At 34.4% G+C, this 26,784-nt stretch carries 29 protein-coding genes and 2 pseudogenes; 4 read left to right on the forward strand and 27 right to left on the reverse strand.

Annotation, left to right across the window (positions count from 1 at the left end):
• Nucleotides 1-173: 173 nt before the first annotated feature.
• Nucleotides 174-1,058, forward strand: coding sequence for a DMT family transporter (locus CER22_RS21625; protein WP_088609545.1), 885 nt, complete (start codon nucleotides 174-176; stop codon nucleotides 1,056-1,058).
• A 43-nt stretch (nucleotides 1,059-1,101) separates the two neighbouring features.
• Here the strand turns inward: CER22_RS21625 and CER22_RS21630 are convergent, their stop codons facing one another.
• Nucleotides 1,102-1,923, reverse strand: a complete 822-nt coding sequence (locus CER22_RS21630) for a pentapeptide repeat-containing protein (protein WP_060487779.1) — start codon at nucleotides 1,921-1,923, stop codon at nucleotides 1,102-1,104.
• Between the two features lie 195 nt (nucleotides 1,924-2,118).
• Between CER22_RS21630 and CER22_RS21635 the strand changes: the two genes are divergently transcribed.
• Entirely contained in the window at nucleotides 2,119-2,295 is a 177-nt protein-coding gene (locus CER22_RS21635; RefSeq protein ID WP_002146550.1) for a DUF1272 domain-containing protein, read from the forward strand.
• 68 nt (nucleotides 2,296-2,363) lie between these two features.
• Here CER22_RS21635 and CER22_RS21640 read toward each other — a convergent pair whose 3' ends face one another.
• The 17 genes and pseudogenes from CER22_RS21640 to CER22_RS21720 all read right to left on the reverse strand — a co-directional run bounded on the left by CER22_RS21640 (nucleotide 2,364) and on the right by CER22_RS21720 (nucleotide 18,201).
• Complete coding sequence (locus CER22_RS21640; protein WP_141555036.1) at nucleotides 2,364-3,425, reverse strand: lactonase family protein; 1,062 nt, start codon at nucleotides 3,423-3,425, stop codon at nucleotides 2,364-2,366.
• Between the two features lie 135 nt (nucleotides 3,426-3,560).
• A complete protein-coding gene (gene gntK / locus CER22_RS21645) occupies nucleotides 3,561-5,102 on the reverse strand; it encodes a gluconokinase (protein ID WP_088609546.1) in 1,542 nt (513 codons plus the stop codon).
• Nucleotides 5,103-5,369: 267 nt separating this feature from the next.
• On the reverse strand, nucleotides 5,370-6,038 hold the full coding sequence (gene fsa / locus CER22_RS21650; RefSeq protein WP_048546534.1) for a fructose-6-phosphate aldolase: 669 nt from the start codon (nucleotides 6,036-6,038) through the stop codon (nucleotides 5,370-5,372).
• A 51-nt stretch (nucleotides 6,039-6,089) separates the two neighbouring features.
• Nucleotides 6,090-6,983, reverse strand: coding sequence for a phosphogluconate dehydrogenase (NAD(+)-dependent, decarboxylating) (gene gnd / locus CER22_RS21655; protein ID WP_088609547.1), 894 nt, complete (start codon nucleotides 6,981-6,983; stop codon nucleotides 6,090-6,092).
• 123 nt (nucleotides 6,984-7,106) lie between these two features.
• Entirely contained in the window at nucleotides 7,107-8,591 is a 1,485-nt protein-coding gene (gene zwf, locus CER22_RS21660; RefSeq protein ID WP_060487784.1) for a glucose-6-phosphate dehydrogenase, read from the reverse strand.
• Nucleotides 8,592-8,980: 389 nt separating this feature from the next.
• A complete protein-coding gene (locus tag CER22_RS21665) occupies nucleotides 8,981-9,490 on the reverse strand; it encodes a heme-degrading domain-containing protein (RefSeq protein ID WP_170968437.1) in 510 nt (169 codons plus the stop codon).
• A gap of 218 nt (nucleotides 9,491-9,708) precedes the next feature.
• On the reverse strand, nucleotides 9,709-10,131 hold the full coding sequence (locus tag CER22_RS21670) for an STAS/SEC14 domain-containing protein (RefSeq protein WP_088609557.1): 423 nt from the start codon (nucleotides 10,129-10,131) through the stop codon (nucleotides 9,709-9,711).
• Between the two features lie 107 nt (nucleotides 10,132-10,238).
• Nucleotides 10,239-11,558 carry an aromatic amino acid transport family protein gene (locus tag CER22_RS21675; protein ID WP_046954708.1) on the reverse strand — a complete coding sequence of 440 codons (1,320 nt, stop codon included), beginning with the start codon at nucleotides 11,556-11,558 and terminating at the stop codon, nucleotides 10,239-10,241.
• Nucleotides 11,559-12,575: 1,017 nt separating this feature from the next.
• Nucleotides 12,576-13,258: pseudogene (locus CER22_RS21680) on the reverse strand (DUF3888 domain-containing protein).
• A gap of 94 nt (nucleotides 13,259-13,352) precedes the next feature.
• A complete protein-coding gene (locus CER22_RS21685) occupies nucleotides 13,353-13,688 on the reverse strand; it encodes an IDEAL domain-containing protein (protein ID WP_000987459.1) in 336 nt (111 codons plus the stop codon).
• 124 nt (nucleotides 13,689-13,812) lie between these two features.
• Nucleotides 13,813-14,226: an Rrf2-family transcriptional regulator SaiR gene (gene saiR / locus CER22_RS21690; RefSeq protein ID WP_001083471.1), complete on the reverse strand. Its 414-nt coding sequence runs from the start codon at nucleotides 14,224-14,226 to the stop codon at nucleotides 13,813-13,815.
• A gap of 194 nt (nucleotides 14,227-14,420) precedes the next feature.
• Nucleotides 14,421-14,555 carry a BA3454 family stress response protein gene (locus CER22_RS21695; RefSeq protein WP_000573513.1) on the reverse strand — a complete coding sequence of 45 codons (135 nt, stop codon included), beginning with the start codon at nucleotides 14,553-14,555 and terminating at the stop codon, nucleotides 14,421-14,423.
• A gap of 30 nt (nucleotides 14,556-14,585) precedes the next feature.
• Entirely contained in the window at nucleotides 14,586-14,981 is a 396-nt protein-coding gene (gene spxA / locus CER22_RS21700; RefSeq protein WP_000236196.1) for a transcriptional regulator SpxA, read from the reverse strand.
• Nucleotides 14,982-15,339: 358 nt separating this feature from the next.
• Nucleotides 15,340-15,906, reverse strand: coding sequence for an SGNH/GDSL hydrolase family protein (locus tag CER22_RS21705; RefSeq protein ID WP_088122715.1), 567 nt, complete (start codon nucleotides 15,904-15,906; stop codon nucleotides 15,340-15,342).
• A gap of 16 nt (nucleotides 15,907-15,922) precedes the next feature.
• Nucleotides 15,923-16,747 (reverse strand): MBL fold metallo-hydrolase, encoded by an 825-nt coding sequence (locus CER22_RS21710; protein ID WP_088609548.1) that lies wholly within the window; start codon nucleotides 16,745-16,747, stop codon nucleotides 15,923-15,925.
• Between the two features lie 25 nt (nucleotides 16,748-16,772).
• On the reverse strand, nucleotides 16,773-17,333 hold the full coding sequence (locus CER22_RS21715; protein WP_088609549.1) for a DUF7010 family protein: 561 nt from the start codon (nucleotides 17,331-17,333) through the stop codon (nucleotides 16,773-16,775).
• Between the two features lie 27 nt (nucleotides 17,334-17,360).
• Nucleotides 17,361-18,201 (reverse strand): annotated as a pseudogene (locus CER22_RS21720) (phosphotransferase).
• 176 nt (nucleotides 18,202-18,377) lie between these two features.
• Here CER22_RS21720 and CER22_RS21725 point away from each other — a divergent pair.
• Complete coding sequence (locus CER22_RS21725) at nucleotides 18,378-18,587, forward strand: hypothetical protein (protein WP_044443258.1); 210 nt, start codon at nucleotides 18,378-18,380, stop codon at nucleotides 18,585-18,587.
• Nucleotides 18,588-18,669: 82 nt separating this feature from the next.
• On the opposite strand, the gene CER22_RS21730 is transcribed toward CER22_RS21725, so the two are convergent.
• From CER22_RS21730 to CER22_RS21755, 6 genes are all read right to left on the reverse strand, one after another.
• Complete coding sequence (locus CER22_RS21730; protein ID WP_088609550.1) at nucleotides 18,670-19,569, reverse strand: PhzF family phenazine biosynthesis isomerase; 900 nt, start codon at nucleotides 19,567-19,569, stop codon at nucleotides 18,670-18,672.
• An 11-nt stretch (nucleotides 19,570-19,580) separates the two neighbouring features.
• On the reverse strand, nucleotides 19,581-20,354 hold the full coding sequence (locus tag CER22_RS21735) for a GNAT family N-acetyltransferase (protein WP_142293530.1): 774 nt from the start codon (nucleotides 20,352-20,354) through the stop codon (nucleotides 19,581-19,583).
• Complete coding sequence (locus CER22_RS21740; RefSeq protein ID WP_088064081.1) at nucleotides 20,351-21,055, reverse strand: SDR family NAD(P)-dependent oxidoreductase; 705 nt, start codon at nucleotides 21,053-21,055, stop codon at nucleotides 20,351-20,353. Before CER22_RS21740 ends, CER22_RS21735 begins: the two co-directional genes overlap by 4 nt.
• The gene (locus CER22_RS21745; RefSeq protein ID WP_088609552.1) at nucleotides 21,052-21,615 is read right to left on the reverse strand and encodes a GNAT family N-acetyltransferase; all 564 of its coding nucleotides are present in this window, start codon (nucleotides 21,613-21,615) and stop codon (nucleotides 21,052-21,054) included. Before CER22_RS21745 ends, CER22_RS21740 begins: the two co-directional genes overlap by 4 nt.
• 144 nt (nucleotides 21,616-21,759) lie before the next feature.
• A complete protein-coding gene (locus CER22_RS21750; protein ID WP_106382893.1) occupies nucleotides 21,760-23,259 on the reverse strand; it encodes a class I adenylate-forming enzyme family protein in 1,500 nt (499 codons plus the stop codon).
• A 133-nt stretch (nucleotides 23,260-23,392) separates the two neighbouring features.
• Nucleotides 23,393-23,926: an NAD(P)H-dependent oxidoreductase gene (locus tag CER22_RS21755; RefSeq protein ID WP_142293531.1), complete on the reverse strand. Its 534-nt coding sequence runs from the start codon at nucleotides 23,924-23,926 to the stop codon at nucleotides 23,393-23,395.
• A gap of 124 nt (nucleotides 23,927-24,050) precedes the next feature.
• Between CER22_RS21755 and CER22_RS21760 the strand changes: the two genes are divergently transcribed.
• Entirely contained in the window at nucleotides 24,051-24,374 is a 324-nt protein-coding gene (locus CER22_RS21760) for a winged helix-turn-helix transcriptional regulator (RefSeq protein ID WP_001072997.1), read from the forward strand.
• A gap of 1,072 nt (nucleotides 24,375-25,446) precedes the next feature.
• Here CER22_RS21760 and CER22_RS21765 read toward each other — a convergent pair.
• The 3 genes from CER22_RS21765 to CER22_RS33165 form a co-directional block, all read right to left on the reverse strand.
• A complete protein-coding gene (locus tag CER22_RS21765) occupies nucleotides 25,447-25,827 on the reverse strand; it encodes a hypothetical protein (protein WP_088064083.1) in 381 nt (126 codons plus the stop codon).
• Nucleotides 25,828-26,189: 362 nt separating this feature from the next.
• Nucleotides 26,190-26,456, reverse strand: coding sequence for an ArsR/SmtB family transcription factor (locus CER22_RS21770; RefSeq protein WP_002167922.1), 267 nt, complete (start codon nucleotides 26,454-26,456; stop codon nucleotides 26,190-26,192).
• A gap of 105 nt (nucleotides 26,457-26,561) precedes the next feature.
• Nucleotides 26,562-26,784, reverse strand: a 223-nt coding sequence (locus tag CER22_RS33165) for an FMRFamide neuropeptide (RefSeq protein ID WP_179211925.1), incomplete at its 5' end; no start/stop codon positions are given.

Here is a 26,784-nt window from a genome sequence, read left to right on the forward strand (position 1 = left end):
ATATCTTTATTAAATTATGAAGGAGGAATGCACTCATGTACTACAACACTTCATTCGAAAACGATCAACCTGTAAGCCGTCTATAAACTAAGGCGGGCATTCATATAACACTTAACACTATGCCTCGTCTTAGGGAACTCATAAAACCCTAAAAATAGACGGAGGTACTTTACATGAAACAAACAATTTTAGGAGCTATATGTTTATCACTAGCAGCTAGTATATGGGGCGGTATGTATGTTGTTAGCAAATATGTACTCGACTTTATCCCACCACTGACACTCGTTTGGCTACGCTTTATTATCGCTTTCGTTGTTTTATATTTCATTTTGAAAATAGCTGAGAAAAAGCAAAAGAAAAAAGTAACCATTCACAAAAAAGATTGGCTACTCTTCGCCTGGATTGGATTTATCGGATATTTCATTTCGATTACTTGTCAATTTATCGGAACAAAATTATCTGACGCTCATACAGGCTCTTTAGTAACATCAGCTACACCTGCATTTATGGTTATATTTGCAGCGATCATTTTAAAAGAAAAACTAACCGCTCGTAGACTGCTATCTACTATCATAGCGACAATCGGTGTAATTATCGTAATCGGATGGGATATTGAAATTGGCTCCTATTTTATCGGTACAATCATATTAGTCGGGGCCGCTATTACGTGGGCTTTACTATCCATTTATGTGAAGATTGCTTCAGCTCGATTTTCATCCTTAGTTATTACAACGTACGCCATATTCTTTTCACTCTTTTTCATTACACCTTTTATGATATGGGAACTACAATCAACCTCTATCGAAACAATAAATACGTACGTAATATTAGGCGTAGTATATTTAGGAGTCGTCTCAACGGCAGGTGCCTTTTTCCTTTGGAATAAAGGGTTAGAATTAATGGACGCAAGCATCGGCTCGTTATTTTTCTTCTTCCAACCTATCGTCGGATCATTGCTTGGTTGGTTACTCTTAAATGAGACATTAAATATTAACTTTTTTATTGGTGGTATTCTTATTATATGTAGTGTTTTCATTACTACTTTTGAAAAGAAATGAAAAAATAGGCAGAGATTCTTAATCTCTGCCTGTTCCACATTCTTTACGCACTCCAATGCGATGGACGGGACAACACTTTCGGTAATTTCGTATGTTTATCCCCTTTCGCTGCATTAATTTGAACTTGCGTCAGAAAAATACTATTTGTGAAATCCGCCCCGCGAATATCTGCATCTCGCAAATCTGCCCCGATAAGATCTGCTCCTCTTAAGTTTGCTCCATTTAAGTTAGCCGCAATTAAGTATGCCCCTCTTAAATTCGCTCCTTGCAAATCTTTCTTTTTCAAATTTGCCCCCATAAGATCTGCTCCGCGGTGACTAATTCGTTTCTTACGCGCAGCATTCATTTCCTTCCAAACTAGCTCACTCGTTTCTAAAAGTAACACATTTACTTCCGCACGGTGTAATGGAATATTTACTTTCATTAACTCGTCCGCATTTAAATTTGATAAGCGCTCTGTCTCTCCAATTGCTTTACTTAGTTCTTTATGAATCGATTGTGTCGCCTTCAAAAGAATAGCCTCATTCAAATACCACAGTATTTCATGAAGCTGATGCATAACTGGAAAAGCATCGTACATTTTTCTCGCATGCTTAGCATCTTTCCGCCAATCAATCCCGTTAAACGTAACTTGCGAAATCTTCTGCCCAGCCCCGAAACACTCAAACACTGTACAACCTTTATAACCTTTTCCTCTAAGATTTTTATGTATGCTACATTTAAAATCTGTTTGTAAGTTAGAACATGGTGTCCCGCCATCTTTATTCACCGCAAAATCTACCGATGCTGCGAACGGTAACGCCACGCAACATAAACCGAAGCATTTTTCGCAGTTTGCTTTTAAATGATCGTTATGATTAGTCAAAATATATACCCCCTGTTGTCTTTTGACTATTTCATAATATTCCAACCTTATTAAATAATCAATTTAAAAATAAATGAGCTTCTTTCATTTCAAATCATAACTTTATCATTCGATTTCCTTTCAATTGAAAAAGACAGCTTCTATCTAATGAATTATAATTAAATTATAAATATTCAAACTAAAAGGAGACTTACTATGGCACTCGAAATGAAAACAAACTGTCAAATTTGCGATCAATCTCTCGAATCAAATTCCGAAGCCTACATTTGCGTGTATGAATGTACATTTTGTGCACCGTGTACAGAAGAAAGACAAAACGTTTGCCCAAACTGCGGCGGCGAATTAGTACGTAGACCGAAAAAGAAACAATAAAAAGCAAAGCGATATCGCTTTGCTTTTTTACTGTTTTTGGGATATATAGAAATTCTACCAATCACAAATTAAACGTTCAAAAACTTCACACAAACAGGCTCTGGTACAATAACATCAGATTGTAACAATGTTAACTCACCTGTCGTTTCATTTCTTGAAAATAGCACAAGATTATGTGACTTTTCATTTGTAGCAAGAAGAAACTTTTCAGTCGGATCTAATACAAAGTCCCTCGGCCAATTTCCTTCTGTAAATGTATGTGCAACAAATGTAAGCTGGCCTGAATTTTGATCCACACTGAAAACAGCAATACTATTATGACCGCGATTCGCCGCATACACAAAACGGCCGTCAGAAGAAATATGAATCGCACTCCCTTGACTATTGTCATCAAATTCTTTCGGAACGGTAGAAATATACTGCAACTCTGTAAAGGACCCTTCTTCCGGATTATATGATAATGCAATAACTTCCGAACTAAGTTCAGTCATTACATACGCATACTTTCCGTTCGGGTGAAAAGTAATATGTCTAGGACCACTTCCTGGGTTCACAGACAAGCTATTCACTTCCTTTAACTTACTATCTTTTATTTCATACGTAATGATTTTATCAATTCCTAAATCAACGCCCACCACATATTTTTCATCAGGAGTATATCCCGCGTAATGCGCATGTGGTTTTTCTTGTCTTTCTTTATTTGGACCAGAACCTTCATTTGCCATAATCGATGTAACAGGATTTACAGTTCCATCTTCTTCATTAACTACGAAAGACTCAATTGTTCCTTTATGGTAATTTGCTGTAACTACCGTACCGTTTTCACTATCCACACTAATATGACAAGGAGAAGCCCCTTCTACTACTTGTCTGTTTTGTTCCGTTAGCTCTCCTGTATAACTGTTAATCGAATAAGCAGCTACACCACCAGCTTCGCCTTCCTTAACAACAGAATAGAGATATTGATTATTTTTACTAATCGTTACATATGTAGGGTTATCCAGCTTAGCCGCAAGCGTTACATTACTAACTTTTTGTGCTTCCGTATTTAAAGTAAAAGTATATATCCCTTCACTATTTTCTTTCGTGTACGTTCCAACATATCCAATAAACTCTTTGTTATCCGTCATTTTCATAACCCTCTCCCTATAGTTTTTGTTCATCATACTTCTTACCAAGTTCATAAAACTATTTTTGATTGAAAGAATATCCTAAAAAATCGGAGTACCTCTTTTAAGTTACCATATTTTTCTGCCAAATAGCCTCTAAACCCATTTTTTCTGAAAAGCTGCTATACTTTCATATTCTTCTTCCAAGTGACGGGCCAAACGAATATAGATCGGTATTAATTCTTTATATTTCTCCACACTTTCCATGTTTGGCTCATGATAAAAATTGGCACCTACCATATTAGAAACTACATGTAATGTATTTATTTCACCTAAACTATATAAACCGAGGATAGCTGCTCCTAGACAAGAGCTTTCGAAACTTTCAGGAACGTATACGTCTTGATGAAAAATATCTGCCATCATCTGTCTCCAAAGTTCCGATCTTGCAAAGCCACCTGTCGCTTGAATTTTTTTCGGTTCGCCAATTAGCTCTTTTAAAGCAAGAAGAACTGTATACAAGTTATAAATGATTCCCTCTAAAACAGCACGGATAAGATGCTCTTTCTTATGATGTAGTCCAAGCCCAAAGAAAGACCCCCGCGCATTCGCATTCCATAAAGGAGCTCTTTCTCCTGCTAAATACGGATGAAATAATAAACCATCAGATCCAGGATTAACTTTTGCTGCTATTTCAGTAAGCAATTCATAAGGATCTTTTCCTAAGCGCTTCCCATGCTCAACTTCTAACGCACATAATTGGTCACGAACCCACCTAAAAATCATACCACCATTATTCACCGGTCCACCAATTACCCAAAGGTCCTCAGTTAACGCATAGCAAAAAGTCCTACCCTTCGGATCCGTTACAGGATGATTTGTGACAACTCGCACTGCACCGCTCGTACCAATTGTAATAGCAACTACTCCAGGTTTTATTGCATTCACACCTAAATTCGATAGTACTCCATCACTCGCTCCTATTATAAAAGGAGTAGTAACAAGTACATTCATCTCTCTTGCAAATTCTTCATCTAATCCTATTAAGGTGTGCGTAGTTGGAACGAGTTTAGAAAGCTTTCCCTCCGAAATTCCTGCAACACGAAGAGCTTCTTCATCCCATTTTAAAGATTTCAAATTGAACATTCCTGTTGCTGATGCTATAGAATAATCAATTACATATTCCTTAAATAACTTATAGAAAACATATTCTTTAATAGAAATGAATTTATAGCTTTTTGCAAATAAATCAGCATGTTCATTTTTAAGCCAAACTAATTTCGAAAGTGGTGACATAGGATGGGTTGGTGTTCCAGTACGAAGGTAAATTTCATGACCATTCATATCATTCTTTATTTTTTCTGCCCAACTTGCGCTTCTATTATCTGCCCAAGTAATACATCTCGTTAACGGCTTCCCTGCTTCGTCTACAGCAATGACGCTATGCATTGCCGAACTAAAAGAAACACAAAGAATATCAACTGGCTGTACATTACTTGATTGTATAGTTTCTTTAATCGTATGTATGACCGCTTGAAAAATCTCTTCTGGATCTTGTTCCGCTGTTTCTGGTGCGGGAGTATACAAAGGATATTCAATCCCATGACTTGCAATAACAGATCCATCGATCGAAAACAAAACTGCTTTTGTACTAGTTGTCCCAATATCTACACCAATCATATATTTCGAGCTCACTATGTAACCCCTTTCAAATCATTCCTATAACAAAAGAGCACCATGGTGTCTACAAAAAGATGCTCCCTTATGAGAGCTACGTTTTCATAAACTTCACTCTCATAAGGGGATCCTTTTTATAACCATTGTGCTGTTTTGAAAATGCATGGTGTCTTTTCATATCGCTGCTTTTACGTAATAAGGTACCAAACTCGGGATTTATTTTAAAGGATGAAGTTACATAGAGATTGGTCCTCTCGTGAAAAAGCAATTTGTGTAAACTTTACTTCCTTATAACTTAGGCGCCTTCGCCCAATCCGCAGCAAACTTCTCAATACCTTGGTCTGTTAATGGGTGCATAGCAAGTTGTTCAATTACTTTATAAGGAATTGTTGCAATGTGAGCACCTGCCATTGCTACACGAGTGACATGGTCTGGATGTCTAACAGAAGCCGCAATAATTTGTGTATCTAATTGATGAATATCGAACAATTCAGCTATTTTAGCAACTAATAGTACGCCATCTTCAGAAATATCATCTAGGCGACCTAAAAATGGTGAAACATACGTTGCACCTGCTCTAGCAGCTAAAAGGGCTTGGTTCACAGTGAAAATAAGGGTAACGTTCGTTTTCACACCTTTTTCAGTAAGGTAACGACAAGCTTCTAATCCTGCTAGCGTCATTGGAAGTTTTATCGTGATGTTTTTATCGCCACCGTTAATTTTAATCAGTTCTTCTGCTTGTGCGATCATTTCTTCAGCTGCAACAACATCTGGAGTTACTTCTGCCGAAACAGATTCAACTTTAGGCACTGCCTGACAAATTTCTGCAATACGGTCTTCAAACTTAATGCCCTCTTTCGCTACTAAAGAAGGATTCGTTGTAACGCCGGCTAAAACTCCAAGTTTATATGCTTTTTTTATGTCCTCAAGATTTGCAGTATCAATAAAAAACTTCATAATTCATTCCCTCCATTTTTTAAACGTTAACGAGTTATAATTTTAAGATATTTATTTCTTTTCTACTGCATGTCCACCAAACTCATTACGCAGTGCTGCTACAACTTTTCCTGTAAATGTATCATTGTCTAATGAGCGGTAGCGCATTAATAGAGACATTGCGATAACAGGAGTTGCTGTTTGAAGGTCTAATGCTGTTTCTACTGTCCATTTTCCTTCACCAGAAGAATGCATAACGCCCTTAATTTCATCCAATTTTGCATCTTTAGAAAATGCGTTTTCAGTCAATTCCATTAACCATGAACGAATGACTGAACCGTTGTTCCATACTCTTGATACTTTTTCATAATCGTAATCAAATTCACTCTTCTCTAAAACCTCAAACCCTTCACCAATAGCAGCCATCATTCCGTATTCAATTCCGTTATGAATCATTTTTAAGAAGTGACCGCTACCAGCTTTTCCTGCATATAAGAATCCATTTTCTACAGCTGTATCACGGAAGATAGGTTCAACGATGTCCCAAGCTTCTTGATCTCCTCCGATCATGTAACAAGCTCCATTACGCGCACCTTCCATTCCGCCAGAAGTTCCTGCATCCATAAAGTGAATGCCATCTTTCTTTAGTTGCTCATATCGGCGAATAGACTCTTTATAATGTGAATTACCAGCTTCAATTAAAATATCTCCTTTTGATAAAAGCGGAGTGATCTCATTAATAACAGAATCAACAACAGCGTGCGGAACCATTACCCAAAGAATTCTTGGTGATTCCAATGATTGCACAAGTTCGTTTAAACTAGACGTACCTGTAGCACCATACTCTTTCATTTCTTCCACCGCACTCGTATTTAAATCGAATGCAGCTACTTCATGTTTATGATCCATTAAATTCTTCCCTAAATTTAATCCCATTTTACCTAAACCAATTAATCCTACTCTCATAATATAATTCCTCCTTGAATTACCTTTCATCATAAATACATGTTAATAAAATGATGAATATCTTTTTGTCATATTGTTTTACATATAAAGAAACGTATGAAATACCTTCATGTAAGAATGTACTTATTTTTTCAATTCCTCATCTAACCACCATTTAAACTCACTTTCTTGTAATAGAGCATTCGCAGCATCTGGACCATACGAACCCGACTTATATTCATGAAGTGGTAACAAGTTTTCTTCGAATGCTTCAAGTATTGGCTGCACCCATTCCCATGACAATTCAACTTCTCTCCAGTGTGCAAAGAATGTAGAATCTCCACATACAGCATCATAGATAAGCCTTTCGTAAGCTTCAGGTATTCCCACACCTGTTTGCTCACAAGTAAAATGAATACGGATCGGTTCAAGCTCTCCATTGTTCAATGGATTTTTACTATTTAATTGGAGTGAAACATTTTCATTTGGGCTAATTTCAATGATTAACAAATTAGGCGCTGCATTTGGATTACTATCTTGATACTGCTGTTTTAATGTATTTTTAAACTCAATTACAATACGAGTAGACTTTTCTTTCATTCTTTTTCCTGTTCGTATGTAAAAAGGAACATCAGTCCAAAATGGGTTATCAATCCATAAGCGAGCCGCAACAAATGTATCTGTTTGAGAAGAAGGATTTACTCCTGGCTCCTCTCTATACGCCACAACTTGTTGTCCTTTTATCTCCCCTGAAGCATATTGTCCGCGAATGATATGGTTCTGAACGTCTTCTTTTTTCACTTTACGAAGAGTCTCCATCACTTTTCGTTTTTCCTCACGAATTTCACATGCATTAATCTTTTCCGGCAGATTCATAGCAGTCATCATTAATATTTGCAGCATATGATTTTGAACCATATCGCGAATGGCTCCTGCATGATCATAATATGCTGCCCTTTCTTCTACCCCAACCGTTTCACTAGCTGTTATTTGTACATTCGCTATATGTTCTTTATTCCAAATCGATTGAAGAACAGGATTTGCAAATTCAAGTGCTTCAATATTTTGAACCATCGGTTTACCTAAATAATGATCAATACGGTATATTTCGTCTTCTTCAAACGTTCGACTAAGCTTATCATTCAGCTCTCGGGCAGATGTAAGATCATGACCAAACGGTTTCTCAATCATTAGACGCTTCCATCCATCTGTTTTATCAAGTCCACTTTCTTTAATATTTAAAGCAATGGTCTCAAAGAAGTCAGGAGTAACTGAAAGGTAGAACATTCTATTCCCTTGTATATTTTGTTCTTCTTCCCTTTCATGAACTACTTGTAATAACCTTTTATAATCTTCTGGCTTATTCACATCTAACGGACAATAACGAAAATACTCTAAAAAATCTTCTATTTTCGGAGTACCTTCTTCTCTGCGACGAGAAAAAGTTTCTATGGATTCTTTTACTCTTTTTTGAAAATCTAAATGAGATACTTCACGTCTTCCAAGCCCGATAACAGATATTGGCTTTGGAAGCTTTTGATCTCTATATAAGTTATATAGCGCGGGGTAAATTTTCCTTTTCGCTAAATCCCCTGTCGCTCCAAATAAAACAAAGGTCATCGATTCCAATTTCAGTCCTCCTCGTGATGTATAGTCATTGCCAATATAGTAAGAATGCATTGTACAGAAGCTACTATTATTGTTGATCCAATCTTACTTCTTAACTTCTAATTTTTTATATTTGTCGCTTTCTAATTGTCCCCAATATTAATAGTGGCAATTCAAAGCATTTTCCCCACATCCTACTTACTCAGTTATACTTACATAAAATAACTAGATTACAAAAAGTAATTAAGTTATTTTATGTCTATCATATTAACTACATAGATTATTATCGTCAAGGAAAGTGTCTTGAATTAAAGATTTTTCATTTCGTAACATCTTATTAAAAATATGTTCATGAACTGAATAATAAAAAGGAAAAACCGAACATATTCTTGTTCGGTTTTTCCTTTTTATTATTGCTTTAAATGATTTTTAACTGCCCTTATAACTAATTCATGATCTTCTTCTGGTGGTAACCCTGAAACTGTTATCATTCCAATAACTCCTACATCTTTTATTTGCACAGGAACGCAACCACCAAACGCAGCATAATCCGACCTATCTAAAAGATACTTTTCATTATATGGAACACCCGTTATTTCACTTTGTATTTGCATATAATACGAGCTATGATTGTGCAAAGAAACAACTCGTTTTTTACGCTCAATCCATTTCGTATTTTCCTCAGTTGTCCCCGTCATCTTGAAATGAAATAATTGCACACCATTTTTCGCTATATCAACAGCAATCAATTTCCCTTCCTTTTTCGCTGTTTCAACGATAAATAAACCTATCTGCAGTGCATCTTCATTTGTAAAAGAGGAAAATTGAAGTGTTTCCTCCTCTATTAAAATTTGTTTACTTATTTCATTCAAATTTGAAGTACTCATATGTTTATCCCCCTTACTCACTTTATGCCACATTGCTATTTTTAAAATTATGCGACCCTACCGTACGGACTTTCCATATAACTAATAACGTAAAGCGTATTCTTTTCTTCTTGTTGCTATTATGAATTATATTTAACGCACTAAAAATGTATGTCCTCTAGCGCTAAACATTTCGTATAGAAGTTTTCTTCCAGCTACTACTTACAAGCATAAAAAAACCAGTTGCTTAAGCAACTGGTTCACTAAAAGTTTTATCTAGGATATTCATTCAACCAAAGGAATGCTTGTTCATAATCATCGAAAAATTTTACAGATTTTTTTGTATTAGATTGTTGTAAATAATTCAGTATCTCTCCTTCTTCAAGAAGAAAAGCCATTGCCTTACTGTGTTTCAAAATCGTTTCATTGAAAAACTTCTCTTTCCATGCTTTTTGAACAGAAAAGTGATCTGGTATGTATCCTTTTCTATCGATCAACAATTTGTATTTCCGCCCTTCGGAAATGAATTGCTGACAAACTTGCTCGAAGCCATTAAACCATTCATAAACATCATCTGTTTTAATCTTGCCTATAAGACGAGTAACAATTATATCTCCGGAAACCATTGTACTAATATTCAGTTTACTCAATCTGAAATCATCTCCCTTAGTTACAATTATGCGTGAATCCCTCATAAAATCAATAAGATCAAACTGTAACGCATTAAAAAGGGACAGACTCTCCAAACGGAGAAACCTGTCCCAAAATCGTTCTATTTTGCATTAGAACTAACAATCGTGAATTAGAATAATGATTTAATACTTGCTAAAACAGTAAGTACACCTACAATAATAACAAATACGTTACTCATTTTCCCTTTGTATTTAGCTAGTACTGGTACTTTTTGAATCGCATACATCGGTAATAGACATAAGATAGCAGCAACTAATGGACCGCTTAGAGAATCAATAAGTCCAAGAATACTTGGATTTGTATAAGCAACAAACCAGCATGATAATACAACAAAAGTAAGGACGATTGTTTTAATTGTTTTTTCTTCAATAACTTTTCCACGTGATTTACCGAACTTAATAATCATGTCACGCATTACTTCAAATGCTCCGATATAATGGCCAAGGAAAGATTTTGTAATAGCCACAAAAGCAATGATTGGAGCTGCAATCGTAATTACAGGTGAATTAAGCTCATTAGCAAGATATGAAAGGATTGATAAGTTTTGCTCTTTTGCCATTTTTAAATCCTCTGGAGTCAAGCTTAATGTACTACTCCAAACGAAGAACATAACTACAGCGAATGTCATGATATAACAAACTTTTTGTATTTGCGCACATTTAGCATCAGTAGCTTCTATTCCATACGTAGCTCTCTGTTTTACAACAAATGATGAAATCATAGGTGAATGATTAAATGAGAATACGATGATTGGTAGAATCAACAGTATCGTTCCAAAATATCCTGTTCCTGTTGAAGCAGTAGAAACAGCTGAAAAGCTAAGCATTGACGTATTCCACTGTGGAATTAAAGATATTGCGATAAAAAGTAGAGAAGCTATGAAAGGATACACTAGCATACTCATGATCTTTACGGTAATATCTTGACCAAAATTCAGTATAGCGATAAGACCAAGAACTAATACAAGTGATAAAATAGCCCTTGGAGGCTCTGGCATGTGCAATTGATGCACGATAAAACTACTTGCAGTATTTGTAAGCGCAACCGAATACATTAGCACGATTGTATAAATTGAACCGAAATATACGATGTTAAAAATGATACTTGCTTTATTTCCGAAATACTCTCTAATTGTACCTGTGATCCCCTCATCAGCAGAATTAGAAGCGTATATCATTTTAGCAAGTGCCCTATGTGAGTAATACATAACTGGATATGCAAGCAATGTAATTAGTAGTAATGATAATAAACCACCTGAACCTGCATTAATCGGTAAAAAGAGCACCCCTGCTCCAATTGCAGTTCCAAATAGGCTCAATGCCCATGTAGTATCCTGCTTATGCCACTTTTTCGGATCTGCATATTGCTCATTTTCTAGTGCGATATTTTCAGCTTGAACTTCTATTTTCTTTGCAGTATTCCCGTTCATATAATAACTCCCCCTTGTATCCTATTCTTGCGTATCTCTTTATAGCTAACGAACATTCCCTTTTTTCGGAAAATAAATTCCTTACAAGTTGCCCCACATTGTATGTCCTTCATCATAATGAATCCAAATTGAAACATTCGCTAGTTAGCGTCCTAACATAAATGTTAGCGTTCACAAAAAAGTTTACTCGTACTATCCGCTCTTTATATAAAGACCGCTTAAGAGAACAATATTGAATAGACTTCATAAATACGTTGCAACATTTCTAATAACAGTGTGTTACTTTAATGGTTTCTCTTACTTACTTGTAACAGTAATTTTAGATAAACCGGCCTCTCTTCATTTATGAGGCATTTCTTTCTCAATTCTATACATCACTTTCATAACTTCGGCAGCATTTATGGTATTGATTACACAAGCCACTGAAGCACTTTACATACATTTCGCCTCTAATCACACGCCTTTCTTTCTATTAATCGCATTTTTTATATTTTCTCCAGAGATCATAAAATTTCTCTCGACGCCCTCATTATAACGTGTATATTTATAAAATTAATATTTTTATATTTTCAGAAATATTCAATGGATATAATTTTACATGGATAATAATTTACAGTTAGCATGCAACCCTTGTTCCTATCGCTTATAACGGAATTAATCAGCAAAAAACACAGTAAAATATTGTTTATTCAAGATACTCATTTTAAAAATTTTTATATTCTTCTTTATCTAAAAATTTTATTTTGATTTTAAAAAGATATTCTAATAAATAATTAACGTGGTTAAAAAGAAATTTCTTTTTAAATGCATAAACCAATTTTTAGGTTATATATTATCAATATTGCATTCATATACATTTTTAGGAAAATACATATTTTAACTTGATGACAATAAGAGAACCGCTAACATTTCGCAAAAATCTTCGCTAAACGAAAAAATAAAATAAGCTGCCCATATATGGACAGCTTATTTACATCATTATCATTGTTAGGTGTAGGCAAACGAATCACTTCAATGTCATCTTAATTTTAGTTTTTTCAAATCTTCTTCAGGGATATTTCTATGTTTGTATTGAATGGGTTTTATTTCATTTCCTTTTATACGAAAAGTAATTGTGTCCTCTCCATAAGGCGGATTGTGTGCCCCTTCAAAAGTTTGAATTTGCACAGTTACATAGAAAATATAATTTGCTTCGTCTTTTGTTATTTCAACAATTTTTTCAGAACCCCGGTACCAAAGCTTCGGTTCCTTATAATATTTTTCAACTTCTTTACTTATTGGTTCTAATAAAAGATTAATTACTACTTCTTTTAAATTTTTTTTGGTACAGGTATTCTGTTAATCCTTTTTCTATTTACATTTATAATTTTCCAAAAACCACTTTTCTGTTCAACGGTATAAAGAACATTCGTACCATCCTCTTTCCAAAGATGAAAATAACCTTTAGTCCCCTTAATATATAATCGTGGTTCATCAATCCATTCACCTTCTGTTTGAACTATACCTAAAAACAGTTGAGTAAGCGGCGTTATCTTATAACCTATTTGATTAAAGTCACCAAACGAATAAAGTTCATAACCAGTTAAATCTATGTCAAAATATTCGTTGATTTCATTTTCACTTTTTCCAATTGCTTGAGCAGAAATACAGGGTAATAAAAAACTCAGAAGATATATGATGCTAATTATTTTTATTTTCATACCATCAATCACCTCTTTTATTAAAATGCAACAAAAGAGATGATATTATTGATTATTACACCATTAAACCTATTAAATACGAATAATGTAATCTTTAAAACCCCTCATTAACTAGCTCTTTTATCAAGTTTAATTTTGCAGAGAGCTCAATAAACCATTCTTCATCCCCTGTTAATAATGCAAGGTCTATAAGATAAAGGATTTGCTCCTTATTTATTACTTTTGATTCAGGGAGTTTGTTAACGTGTTTACTAAAGAGTAAAATCGCTTCGTTCATTGTGTACTTGTCGTCACGTTTCACAATGCTAACTGTAACTACATCTTCCACTTCATCAAGTGATACAATGTAACCAACTATGAATTCACCCTCATTTGATATTCCACGAACCCAATCTCCCACTTTTAAAACATGATTATTATTTGACATCATACTTTTCACCTTCTTATAAATATTTTTTGTAACGATAAAAAAGATATAAAAACTAACTTTAACTGTAATTCTTTTTATTACAGTTGTTTTTTAAGAACTCACGGCTACATAATAATTAAGCCGCTTAACGTTCTTGATTAATAAGGTCAACAACTTCTTTCATTGTATAATTCTTTAAATATTCACCTAGATGTTCTTCCGCACCTAAGAAAATAGCAAAAAGAACTTTCCGCATGTTCGAACCTACAATACACTGATCATTTGATTCTGGACACTTCGGCTGCAATGCACCTTCAGAGGTTATTTGATACATATTCCAAAGATTAATTTCACTTAAATCACGGGCAAAAATAAAACCTCCACCAGTTCCCTCTTTTGATTGTATAAACTTATGTTTTTTTAACAAACTTAGCACTTTGCGAATGCGTACTGGATGAACACCTGCACTTTCTGAAATAGCATTACTTGTTGACATCCGATCTGGCTGTAAAGCTAAATAAGTTAAACTGTGAATGGCCAAGGTAAAGTCGCTGTTCATCGTTGTCCTCCTACGATAAAAAATATGATTTCTCGCTTAGTAACATACTGTAGCCATAAATATTACAGATAGGTTAGTCAAACGTTAAAATATATAAGAATCATGCTTAGCATGAAAAAATAAATCCCTTTATATTCTATCAGAACTCCCCTATATCTCCTAACTTCATGTAGCTTTTTAAGTTGCAAATAAATTTAAACAGTCCACTGTTTCTTAACTTGTTCTTCTGCCAATTGTTTAATTTTTGTCCAAATCGTATCTTTACTCACAATAACATTTGTGTGATAGTTTCTATCTTTATAATTAACTGTAACACATACTTCAATCACTTCTATTTCCTCCTTTCAAAATATTACTTATTAATTAGCCATTTTTTGCAATTCAATATTCAAAAATGTTCGAACGCTACGCGGTAAAAATTTGCGAATTTCTTCCTCGTTAAAACCAACCTGTAATCTTTTTTCGTCCAGCATAATTGGACGACGTAACATTTGAGGATACTCAATTATTAATTTATAAAACTCATTAAGCGAAAGCGCCTCAATATTTATATTTAATTCCTGAAAAGTTTTAGATCTAGTTGAAATAATTTCGGTAGCACCATCTTCAGTTAAACGAAGAATGGATTTAAGTTCATCAACTGTAAGCGAATTTGATACGATATTTTTTTCGGTATAATCAATTTGATGTTCTTCAAGCCATGCTTTTGCTTTTCGGCACGAACTACAGCTTGCTGTCGTATATAAAATCACCATATTTTACACACACTCCTTTACTTTTTAAATTATTATATAGATTATTGAAATGTATTAAAAAAAATTACAGTTTAGAATGAAATACACGTTATATTTTTTATTCGAGAATATTTAATTTATCTGTTTTTTACAAACAATAGCAACTCACTTCTAAAAACTATACTGTAATTTTAAACTTTACAGTTCTATTAATCAACTGTTAAGTCTTGGATGCATTCCATTAGCGAAATAAATTATATTCCACTTTATTCATTTCTTCCCGACATGTTTAGCATAATAAAGGCTACTGCATTGAACACAGCAACATTGTAGGAGGAAATACGCGGACAAAAAAAGCAAAGCGCGCACACTTTGCTTCTTACAAAATCCCTTTTAACTTTTTACCAATTAACTCCGCTACATATTCATAACCTTGTCGACCAAAATGCAAACCGTCTTTTTCATCATCTTCTACTAATCTTTTATAATGAGGCTCTTGAATCATTTCAACATATAAATTTAAAAAATAACTTCCTGTTTCCTTCGCCACTTCCTCTACTACGTCTGCATACTGACCAAGTACTTTATTTGTTCTATTATGCTGACGTTCTTCATCAACTGGCGCAGGACTAATAAGTAATATCTTTTCTGGTGAAATCATACTTACAATCTTCCCTAAATTATCTTTGTATACTTGTAATGGTACTGGATCGAATAATACCGAATCATTCGTACCAAGAAAAACTGTTACAAAGTCTGGTTTATGTGATAGTACATCCTCTTCAATCCTATGTAACGCATCGAACGTATTATCACCCGGAACCCCCGCATTTACCACCTTCCAATTTGGAAACATCTCCCGCAAACGCGGTGTTAACCTCGGTGTTCCATCAAAAAACGTTTCATCAGCTGTAACACTATCACCAAAGCATACTAACGTTTTCATAGAGCTAACTCTCCTTTTACGTACGAAACAACTTTCCTTCTACCGCCTTAATATATCTTTCAGCAGAACGTTCCACTGCCTCATTTGCATTCTCTTTCACTACTCGGTGAAAAGCATTATATAAACGATTAAATTGTAACGGCTTCACTCGATTCGCCATTTCCTCCACTTTTCTCGCCGGTAATGGAATTAAGTTTGGATAGCTGTACATGAAGCTCACCCACTGCTGATCCGCTACGACTTGAATAATATCACCTGTTAATAAAATACCTTTCCCACCATTTCCTTCTTCCCAATGTAATACAGAACCGCCGCTAAAATGTCCTCCGAGACGATGAATAGTAATTCCGTCCGCTAATTGTAAAGACTCGCCAGACCAATAAATAATACGACTACTCGGGCGTACTACCCACTCTTTATCGTCTTCATGTATATAGATTGGTACATCAAACGTTTCTGCCCATTCTACTTGCGTTGAATAATAATGAGGATGAGATAGCGCTATCGCATCTAACCCGCCCCACTCCTTTATCTTCTCAATTGTCGTTTCATCTAAATAAGTAATACAATCCCATAGTAATCGATACGCTTCCGTTTTTACTACATATCCCGTTTGACCAATTGCAAATGTCGGTTTTGTCGTAATACTATAAAGCCCATTTTCTTCTTCTATCATTTCATTTTTATATGTACCACTCGATTGCAAGTTTTCTAAAGTCGTCCAAGACTGTCCTTTCGGATTCACATATTGTCTCTCCTCATCACAAATAACACAACTTACCGGTTCTTCGACACTCGCTGCATACTGTACGCCGCACGTTGTACAAACGAAATTTTTCATAATAATTCCCCCTATCCCTATATTTTTATGAAGCTGATTTTTGTTGATAATGATCTAATTTTTTATTTTCAATTAATAAACCGATTAGAGTCAGTAAGTAGACAACTGTAACTGCCAATGGAATGGCAGTAAATCCATTGTCTGCAAAAAGATTCCCGCAAACTGATGTTACGAGCACAGTCCCTACTGACAATAAACCATAACTTTTACTTTCATAAATCCATACGTACGGTACAAAATGAACCCCTATTAACATCGCTACTACAAAAGGTAGCCACTCTGGAAATTGAAAATAGGCAAGTAATACAAACGGAATATTTAATACATTTATCCCGCCAATTAATCCAGCTAAAGTTCCTAGCGGATTTCCTTTCGCAAACATATCAATTTTCAATATAGCAGCTATAATTAAGCCAAAAGGAAATACACAACCCATACCAATTAAATACACCCACACAACTTGTTTTTCTGAAAGAAGAATACCCGTTACACTTGCTACAATCCAAAATAAAATACCAGCTATTATAACTGGAAATCCTCTTTTCGTTCTTTGTGCTAAATCTCTTTTTGCTTCTAGAATGTTCATTTCACTATCTCCCCCAAACTATTTGTACTATAAAGCCGGCTCAATTTCGTCCATCCAATAACGCCAAGCTACTAAGTAATCTTCTAAATCTTTCGGGTGTTGTCTTAAACATGTATCTATACGCAAATATAATCCTATGACTATCTCCTCGTATAAATCTCGTTTTTTTTTTATGAAATACACATTGCTTCATCGCAAAATCAATTGCTTCTTTTGTTACATCTTCAGGAGTTGAACAGAACGCATAAATTAAATCATATAAAGGATCTCCAAGGACTGGTAACGGATCAATTACTCCATGTAACTTATTCTGCCGGAATATAAAATTATGAAATCCGAAATCACCATGTAATAAAAAGGGTTGATTTACTCCGGCTTCCCTATTTGCTAGTTTAAGAACCGTTCTATATTCTTCTTCACTTATGTAACATCTTACATTTTCATAAGCTTCCATCACATTTGCAGTTAAAAATTCATTCCAAGATTGAACCGGACCTTCTTTCCATCCCCAGCCTTCTGCCTCTGGAACCATTTTATACTTATTGATAACTTCTTTTACAAGTGTACGAAGCGTACTTCGTTTATATCCTTGTTTACACGAAGTATTACTTTCCAGGAAAGAATACACGAAATATGTATGTAAAGGTTCCTTATACAAAAGCTTTGAAAATAAAGTATTCCCCTCATAAAAAGAAAGAAAATTAGCTTCTTCACGTATTACTTCCGCTTCATTCAGCTTTACTACATATTTTTCGTCCAACAAATATACAGTACTTGTCGTTCCTCCGTTCAACGCTTTTACGCTATTTGGAGCATGTGAAATAACTTTCTCTTTAACTAGTTGTGCAGCAATTATTGAAATGTCCATTCTCTCACCCTTTAATTTCGAAGATCCCCCCAATTCAAAAGACAACTTTACTATTATTTGACAAACGAATAGGAAACCCCTTCCAAAATCTTAATATAACAAAAATTCATTTACTTTTATATTTCAAAAATAAGGAAATACTAACAACAACGTTACATACATATTAGGAGGACAATATGAAACCTGAATTTTTAAAAGCAGTACATGATGCCATTGGAAGTGTCGAACACATTCATATAGAAGAAAGCGGTGCTGACAGCTTACTTATCCATCATGATGATGCACAGCAATTACAACAAGTCGCTAAAACGTTAGAAAACAACAATTTCCGCTCTGCTTTAAGAACAACTGGAGATGCTTCGTATATTGAAGTGTTGAACAGATAATGAAAGTCTGGATGTATTCCGGGCTTTCTTTTTTTATCCCACATTAACGGGCAGTAAGACCCCCACTGATTAAAGTTTCACTTTATATTGAAACTTTAAACTCTTTCACATACACCGCTGTTCCAGCAATATCTATTTGTAATTTCTCATTTTCTACATCTTTCGTTACATATACCGTTACACGGCCATCTTTATTCATTTCCTGTCCTTGTTCAACGATTAATTCCATTTTATGGTCAAAACCTTTCTCCAAATACATCGCATAGTACGCTCCCATTACACCTGAAGCTGTTCCTGTCACTGGATCTTCAATCGTTCCAGCATAAGCCGATGAGAAATGACGCCCATGCATTTGTGCCTGTTCATCATAAGTTTCTAAGCAAACTGGATGAATAGAAGTGTTAGGTATTTCTTTTAATACCGATGGAAACATCTCATTGTTAGGCTTCATTCTCTCACATACATCTAGATTTTTAACCGGTACAATTACAGTCCAGTTTCCTGTACTTCCATATACAATCGGTAAACTTACATCTAAATCATTTACGTCCAAACCAATGCTATGAGCTAATTCTTCTTTTGAACATGCAAATTCTTTAAACTGAGGTGTAGCCTGCCTCATTTTAATAAAGGTTTCTCCCTTTTCATTTACATCTATTTGTATTGCTAAAACCCCTGCCTTCGTTTCAATCGTAAAACTTGTTTTCTCTTCTAATAAACCTCTTTCACACAAGGCAAATATTGTTCCAACTGTTCCATGACCACATAAATCCATTTCAAAACGAGGGGTAAAATAGCGAACCTTTAAATCTGCTACTTTTGAAGAAAGAACGAAAGACGTTTCGTTAAATCCAACTTTTTCAGCAATACGCTGCATTTCCCCTGCTGTTAATCCATCCGCCTCTAATACAACACCTGCTGGATTCCCCATATTTGGTTTATTCGTAAATGCCTCGTAATGAAATACCTTTATAGTCTTCATTTTCTTTTCTCCTAACCTTCTTTAAAAATTTTATAATAAAGCTCTATCTCCGTTTTCACCGAACAACGATTTCTCCAAAATACCCTCTGCATCTTTTCATTTGAAGTATGTGTACTTCCGATGTAATAAGTAGCACCCATTTCCTTTAACATATGTAACGATTGAAGATGCATTTGGGAAGAGATTCCTTTCCCGCGATAATGAGGCATTACCCCAAAGTAAAATAATCGTCCTTCATTTTCCGTTCCAGACTCTATATGCGGTATGAACAAACCAATCGGATCATTTTTATCATAAAAAACAATGCATGACTTCTCCCAGCCTTTACCTAACTCTGTTTGCACTGAATAAAAATGCTCATCAATATTTAAAATTGAAGTTTGGTTTCCTGAGTTCAACATACATTGCTCCCAAATGGATTTAAAATCTTTTGCCGATAAAGTTTCTTCTATTGAACGGTATGTAAATTGTTTTTCAAGTGCCTCTACATCGTCTAACTCTCTACACACTTCTATCTTTGCTGCATGTAAAGAAAAATCCGCATCAAGTAACACCCTCACACTTGAGTTATAACTACTAAACCTTTTATTTAATACAATACTCGCTCTTTTTAACTCCCAGTCAAAACAAATCTCTTCAAATCTACTTATCTTTTCTTTATATGTTTGTACGTTATAAAAGAAATCTTCTTCTATCTCTTCAATCGTTACTGCATTTGGCAAGCCATTTAATACTTTTTTAGAAGGGCCAAATAAATTCTGAATGATTGTAAGATCGCATATCACCACTTCAATTCCCCCACACCTGGCTCAATAAACTTCCCTGAAACGTCCTCATTTGAATCAATTACCCAATCATATATATTTTGCGCTCCTTCAGCCGGAGTCATATTCGCATCAAAGGCACCAATATCAGTCTTTAATTTTCCTGGGTGAATTGCCGTTACACGAATTCCTTTATTCTCAAACTCTTGTTGTAAACAAAGTGTTAGCATATTTTGCGCAGCTTTAGCAATTCGATAGGAATATGAGAACTGACCTTGCGGAAATTCTTTGTTCGCCATTTTATGTAGTGATCCTAACCGAGAGGACATATTTATTATTCTCGGCTGATCCGATTTAGCTAAAGCCACATATGTACCTTTTACAGCTCGAATTACGCCTAAGCAGTGAATATTAAATAAGTCCGTTAACTCTTCTGAATTTGTATGTAAAATCTCAGTCTCCTTTCCAGTAATTCCAGCGTTATTTATAACTAGATCCATATACTCTGTATATCCCTCGAGCTGGTTCTTAATCTGCTCCGTACTCTCATCAAGTGATAAGTCTGCCAATATAGGAAAACATCTACAACTAAACATTTGCTTCAATTGCGTTACCGCAACCTCAGTTCTAACTAACGGATAAACGATATGCCCATTTTCATGAAATACTTTTACTAACTGTAACCCTAACCCGCGATTTCCCCCTGTAATTAGAACTCTCATATATCCATCTCCTTATTTTTAAAATAAATAAGAAAGTCCATCCATTTACCATTCTCTAAAGAAAACGCCTCTCTCTTGCATTCAAGTGAAAAACCTGTTCTTTCCGCAAGACGAACGGATGGCTCATTATCAACATGTATATGTAATTCAATTCTATGGAAATGAAGACTATTAAAAAATAACGATAACGCAGCTTTCACACTTTCAATACCATATCCATTTTTCCAGTATTGATTATGTATGGAATACCCCATCATCGCCCATTGATAGTCCATACGTAAAATTTTTATAAGCTCTAGCTTCCCAATATTAGCCCCATCTTCTTTACGAAAAATACCTAATACATACATCTCATCTCGATTTGCTGCTTCATCAAAACCTCTTATCCATTCCGTGAACCATTCTTTTGTTGATGATGCCATAACTTGATGGCCATCGTCATATTTATACTGCGATGGTAGCCTCTTATGAAATCCATCTAACCAACTTTCATAATCATCATTTTGGAACGGACGGATTATGAGCCTCCCTGTCTCTACTTGTAATAACGGTAGCTTCATTTATATCTCTTCCTTTTATTAATGATTGAATATTCTTTATTATCTTACGCAAAATACAAAATCTAGTAAATTATTATGTTCTTTACAAACAAAAATCCAGTTATGCTTTGTACATAACTGGATTCCTCATCATCTAATCGTTTTTTATTTTACAAGTACACCTTCTCTTAATTCCCTCTTCAACACTTTCCCTAAAGCATTTTTCGGTAATTTGTCCATAAATACAACGTATGGTATTTTATAACTTGCTAGTTTCTCTTTACAATGCCGTATAATTTCTTCTTCCGTTAAAGACGTTTGCATATCTTTTACAATATACGCTGTCGGAATCTCTCCCCAAAAGTCATCTGGAACTCCAACTACTGCAACTTCTAAAACACCATGTATTTCATGAATAACATCTTCTACTTGATCTGGATATACGTTGTCACCACCGCGTATAATAACGTCTTTATATCTTCCCATAATATGCAGGAATCCGTCATCATCTATCATGCCAGCATCGCCCATGTTAAACCAATTATCTTTTACTACCTTTTTTGTCGCCTTTTCATTATTCCAATACCCTTTAAACATGTATGGACTTCTTACATGAATCTCGCCAACTTCATTTGTTGTTAGTTCATCACCTGTTTCTGGATGAACAATTTTTAACTCTACATGTTTCAAAGTTTTCCCTACAGAAGACATCTTTTCTTTTCCCATCATTGGATGCCATGAAGTTACAACCCAACCTTCTGTACTCCCATATCCTTGCACCATATATATTCCTTTTTCCATATATTTTTGAATAAGTGTTTCTGGCACTTTTGTACCACCACTTTGTGCTACTTTAAAAGTTGAAATGTTACGTTCTTTTTTATTTAGCTCCTCAAGCATGTAGCTATAAACAGCTGGGAACGCAAGCATCGTAGTAATTTTCTCTTCTTCAATCTTATCCCAAATAAGAGCAGGATTCGAATCAGCTAAAAAGATCATCGTAACACCATGATAAATACAATTTAAAATAGAAAGCACTCCACTCATATGAAATAATGGATGTACGGATAAAAAGCGCTCACCTGCAGGAATTTCTCTTTGGCCCGCAATCTCAGCAAAATAATGATGTAAGTTTTTATGTCCAATTACGCATGCTTTCGCCTGTCCGGTCGTTCCTGAAGTAAATAAGTAAATCGCATCATCCTCTTCATGAACTTCTACATTCGGTTCTGTCATTGGCTGTTCTTGTAATGTTAATTCAAATGAACCAAATCCTTCTTCAGTCGTTTTAATTACATAAGGAATTTCTTTAACAGCATCAATCTTTAAAGCTTCATGAAATTCTTCATCAATAACTAACACTTTTAATTTTGCTTCTTTTACAATCGTTTCTAATTCAAAAGCGGTAAGCTGATGATTTAGCGGAATACATACAGCTCCAATTTTTAAACTTGCCATCATAACGCTTGGAAACGGATGATTATTTTTGCATAGTATTCCAATACGATCCCCTCTTTGTACACCGTTATGTAGCAAATAGTGTGCAAGCTGATTTACTCGTTCATTATACTGCTGAAACGAATACCTTTTCTCTCCCCCTACAAGCGCTTCCAAATTTGGTGATTGCATTGCTCTTTTTTGTAATAATTTTTGCATCGTTCTCAAGTAAAACTCCCCTTTATATATATTAGGTTTTTTATTTTACCAGATTAACTATTAATTTACTAAAGATTACACTTAGTGAATATAAAATCAATAAAAATAGCCATCTACTTAACAAGTAAATGGCTATTTCCTCTTATATATTAGAATACTCCTTATTCATCACATAGCGCACATACTCCGGTGCACTTTTATTAATCTCTTCATCACTTAATTTATATTCGGCACCATATAAATAAAATGAAGGTATAAATTTCATGTCTGTATATAAGCACGTAGCTTGAAATGGTTTCGTTAACTCATCCATTGTAATTCCGCTATTTTTATAGTCTTTTTCTAATCCACCTATAGAAATAGCTAGACCAAATTCTTTCCCTTTCACTTTATCTCCTTTTGATCCGTACGCAAATCCATATGTTAATACATCGTCAAACCATTTTTTTAATAATGGTGGTGAACTGTACCAATAAAGCGGAAATTGAAATATATATCTGTCATGTTCTACTAATAGCTTTTGCTCTTCCTCAATATTAAACTCCCAATTCGGTACCGCTTTATATAATTCATGCACCGTTATTTCATCCGAATGTTTCTCAAGTTCTTCGATCCATCTTTTATTAATTTTTGATTTTTCAATATCAGGGTGTGCTACAATTACAAGTGTTCTCATCATCTTCCATCCCCTTTTTAAATTATTCAATCCTTTACGTATTAGTATGAGTGAGTCACATATAATTGAAAAGTACGTACTTTAAAGTGCTATAGGAACCTTAAAGTACCTGTGGAGGTGTTATATGAATCAAAATGAAGACTGCCCAATTGCAACGACACTCGATGTAATCGGCGGAAAATGGAAAGTTCATATTTTATGTGTGTTGATGGATGGAAAAATGCGAACAAACGAAATCCGACGAGAAATCCCAAACATTACGCAAAAAGTTCTAACTCAACAACTTCGCCAACTTGAAGCTGATAGGATTATCCATCGTACTGTATATCAAGAAGTACCACCAAAGGTTGAGTACACAATAAGCGAATACGGGAAATCTTTAATGCAAATTATGGATGAACTATGTGAATGGGGAAAAGATCATCAAATGAAAAGATTACATGACTAAAAGAACATTACCGTCTTTATTAAATCTTCTACATTCATATTAGTAGTTCAATATTTCTACTGAAATTTTATATTAGAGGTACTCCAACAACTCGTAATTTAGAAGCCCAAATCTTTCAAAAGTAAAAAACAATAACATTCATCTACAAATACTCTTTATAACAAAAGTATCCTATACTTTTTACCTTATATTTTATTCGGACACTTTTTATTCATTGAACCGCATCCTAGTTGTTAGACATATAGTCAACAATTTGAGATGTGGTTTTATTATTCGGATAACAGCTCTCATCAACTTTAATAATCATGACTGCAGACAAAATACTTTGCAAAGAGTTCCTGTACAAGGTGATTTTTCACATAGACTTACCAAATAGAATTTTTATAAAAAACTTCTCACATTTAAATTGGACAAGCATATTTTATTGTATGGGGACTCCCTACTCATAGAAAACTACCTTTCTATTCTAAGAGCACGCATATTTGTGTGCTCTTAAACTATTTACAATAAAATAAAGAGTTTATTAATTTGCTTAATTCACTATCGGAAAAGTACCCATAATAATATCTTTATATTTATCTATTGTTTTTTGATTTTTATAAAACTATATTATTTTGGAGTTGGTTAATACGTTACAAAAAACTGACCGTGTAATCATTATGGTCCCTCCATTTTCTCAAGTGTTTGTTACATTTTACTCATCATCAGGAGAACTTCTTTCATCACAAGTCTTATCTAATACCTCTCCACATCCTGTATCAATGTATGCACTTAATGAAATTGAAAGCGAATTATTTGAAGTCGAGTTACAACCACTACTACTTCATTAAAACTGCGAATAGTCCAGAAAAATGATTATCAATTGTATTAGTGATACAAGATAAATTCACTTTTATAAAACGAAAAGAATCCTATTTATTTAGGACTCTCTTCGTTTTGCCCATCTCACTATTTATAAAAACATATCTACAACGGAATAAACACTACACTTACAGTTAACTATAAAATCCCGTTCCAAAGGACTACCCAAAACTCCCCACCTACATACTCCCATAATCAAAAATATTTGTCTCTATTTCATATAAAGTATGATAAGCATCCATAAAGATAAAGCACCAAGGATAGCAAGCACTATACGAGTAGATAGTACCCTTACTTCGAAATCGGTTTTCTTGGATGGTTCAGGATATGCAATTACATAAATCCCTTTTAATAGTGCGAGCCATGCAATAAGTGTAATGAGTCCCTGCCAATTAAGTTCCCAAACATTATGTAGAATAACAGTACCTAATCCTAGGAAAATTGATAGAAAGCCATACATAATTCCAAATCCTCTGTCTTCTACCACTAATTTTTTCAGTTCACGTAGTATAGATGGTCGCACAAAAAGTATTCCTGAGATGATAACCGTTATCCACCCCCAAAAAAATCCTAAAAAAAGGCTTACCTCCATTGTTACTCCACTCCTTTCAATTACATTTATATTTCAGTTATTTTCCCTTTAGTATTAGATCTATAGATAAAAAACTAAAAATGTAACTTTGGAGTAAAGTCGTACTCTTTATAAAATATTTCATGTGTACATGAATAATCCTTCACCTTGTTAATTTTAACAAGGTGAAGATCATACAATATTATTAAATAAATAAAATAATCTAACTAAGATGTATAACAAATTAATAACCAGTCTACATACAACTTATGTTAGTAAGAAAATCACATACACTTATACATATTACTTTTGTATAAAATCTTAAAAATTGTAGTCACACAATTACTTTAGCATCCTCTTCTTAATGTCTAGACAATCAGTATTTAAACTAAACATGCTAATATTGATTTTGTGCGATTGTCAGTTACCTCATAATAAATTTCTAATCCTTTCCGAGTACCTGTAACGACTTTAGTAGCTTTTAGTTTAGATAAATGTTGACTAATTGTACTTTGAGGCATTTGTAATGTTTCATACATTGTCGTTACGTTAATAGGACCTTTTGCAAGCATTATTTTTACTAATGATAAACGGACAGGATGTGCTAATACCTTCAATACTTCAGTGATTTCTTCATACATTTCTTTCATATTTTTTCTCCCCTTTTATATAAACATTAATGATATCCATATATATAATTCGAAAGGATATACGATTTTATGTCCGTCATTTTAAAAAAATGTTAAAAAATATCTTCAGATGGAAGGAATCTCCCCTCCGTTCAATATTCTATAGATTTTTCTTCCACTATATATTATGTGGTAGGAGCTTTCCTTACTGAGACCCTCTGCCATTGTTCTCTTGCTGATGTCCATTATTCCCTTGGGACCCTCTTCCGTTGTTTCCTTGACCATTCCCATTATTTCCTTGCGATTCTCTTCCGTTGTTTCCTTGACCATTCCCATTATTTCCTTGCGA

This window comes from Bacillus sp. K2I17, from assembly GCF_002209985.1.
Lineage (GTDB): Bacteria > Bacillota > Bacilli > Bacillales > Bacillaceae_G > Bacillus_A > Bacillus_A wiedmannii.

Bases quoted from the DNA above. Each gene is read 5' to 3' on its own strand.
- CER22_RS21625 (WP_088609545.1), top strand. From the start codon at position 174: ATGAAACAAACAATTTTAGGAGCTATATGTTTATCACTAGCAGCTAGT.
- CER22_RS21635 (WP_002146550.1), top strand. From the start codon at position 2,119: ATGGCACTCGAAATGAAAACAAACTGTCAAATTTGCGATCAATCTCTC.
- CER22_RS21640 (WP_141555036.1), bottom strand. From the start codon at position 3,425: ATGACGGATAACAAAGAGTTTATTGGATATGTTGGAACGTACACGAAA.
- fsa (WP_048546534.1), bottom strand. From the start codon at position 6,038: ATGAAGTTTTTTATTGATACTGCAAATCTTGAGGACATAAAAAAAGCA.
- gnd (WP_088609547.1), bottom strand. From the start codon at position 6,983: ATGAGAGTAGGATTAATTGGTTTAGGTAAAATGGGATTAAATTTAGGG.
- CER22_RS21665 (WP_170968437.1), bottom strand. From the start codon at position 9,490: ATGTGGCATAAAGTGAGTAAGGGGGATAAACATATGAGTACTTCAAAT.
- CER22_RS21670 (WP_088609557.1), bottom strand. From the start codon at position 10,131: ATGAGGGATTCACGCATAATTGTAACTAAGGGAGATGATTTCAGATTG.
- CER22_RS21675 (WP_046954708.1), bottom strand. From the start codon at position 11,558: ATGAACGGGAATACTGCAAAGAAAATAGAAGTTCAAGCTGAAAATATC.
- CER22_RS21685 (WP_000987459.1), bottom strand. From the start codon at position 13,688: ATGATGTCAAATAATAATCATGTTTTAAAAGTGGGAGATTGGGTTCGT.
- saiR (WP_001083471.1), bottom strand. From the start codon at position 14,226: ATGAACAGCGACTTTACCTTGGCCATTCACAGTTTAACTTATTTAGCT.
- spxA (WP_000236196.1), bottom strand. From the start codon at position 14,981: ATGGTGATTTTATATACGACAGCAAGCTGTAGTTCGTGCCGAAAAGCA.
- CER22_RS21705 (WP_088122715.1), bottom strand. From the start codon at position 15,906: ATGAAAACGTTAGTATGCTTTGGTGATAGTGTTACAGCTGATGAAACG.
- CER22_RS21710 (WP_088609548.1), bottom strand. From the start codon at position 16,747: ATGAAAAATTTCGTTTGTACAACGTGCGGCGTACAGTATGCAGCGAGT.
- CER22_RS21715 (WP_088609549.1), bottom strand. From the start codon at position 17,333: ATGAACATTCTAGAAGCAAAAAGAGATTTAGCACAAAGAACGAAAAGA.
- CER22_RS21725 (WP_044443258.1), top strand. From the start codon at position 18,378: ATGAAACCTGAATTTTTAAAAGCAGTACATGATGCCATTGGAAGTGTC.
- CER22_RS21730 (WP_088609550.1), bottom strand. From the start codon at position 19,569: ATGAAGACTATAAAGGTATTTCATTACGAGGCATTTACGAATAAACCA.
- CER22_RS21740 (WP_088064081.1), bottom strand. From the start codon at position 21,055: ATGAGAGTTCTAATTACAGGGGGAAATCGCGGGTTAGGGTTACAGTTA.
- CER22_RS21745 (WP_088609552.1), bottom strand. From the start codon at position 21,615: ATGAAGCTACCGTTATTACAAGTAGAGACAGGGAGGCTCATAATCCGT.
- CER22_RS21755 (WP_142293531.1), bottom strand. From the start codon at position 23,926: ATGAGAACACTTGTAATTGTAGCACACCCTGATATTGAAAAATCAAAA.
- CER22_RS21760 (WP_001072997.1), top strand. From the start codon at position 24,051: ATGAATCAAAATGAAGACTGCCCAATTGCAACGACACTCGATGTAATC.
- CER22_RS21765 (WP_088064083.1), bottom strand. From the start codon at position 25,827: ATGGAGGTAAGCCTTTTTTTAGGATTTTTTTGGGGGTGGATAACGGTT.
- CER22_RS21770 (WP_002167922.1), bottom strand. From the start codon at position 26,456: ATGAAAGAAATGTATGAAGAAATCACTGAAGTATTGAAGGTATTAGCA.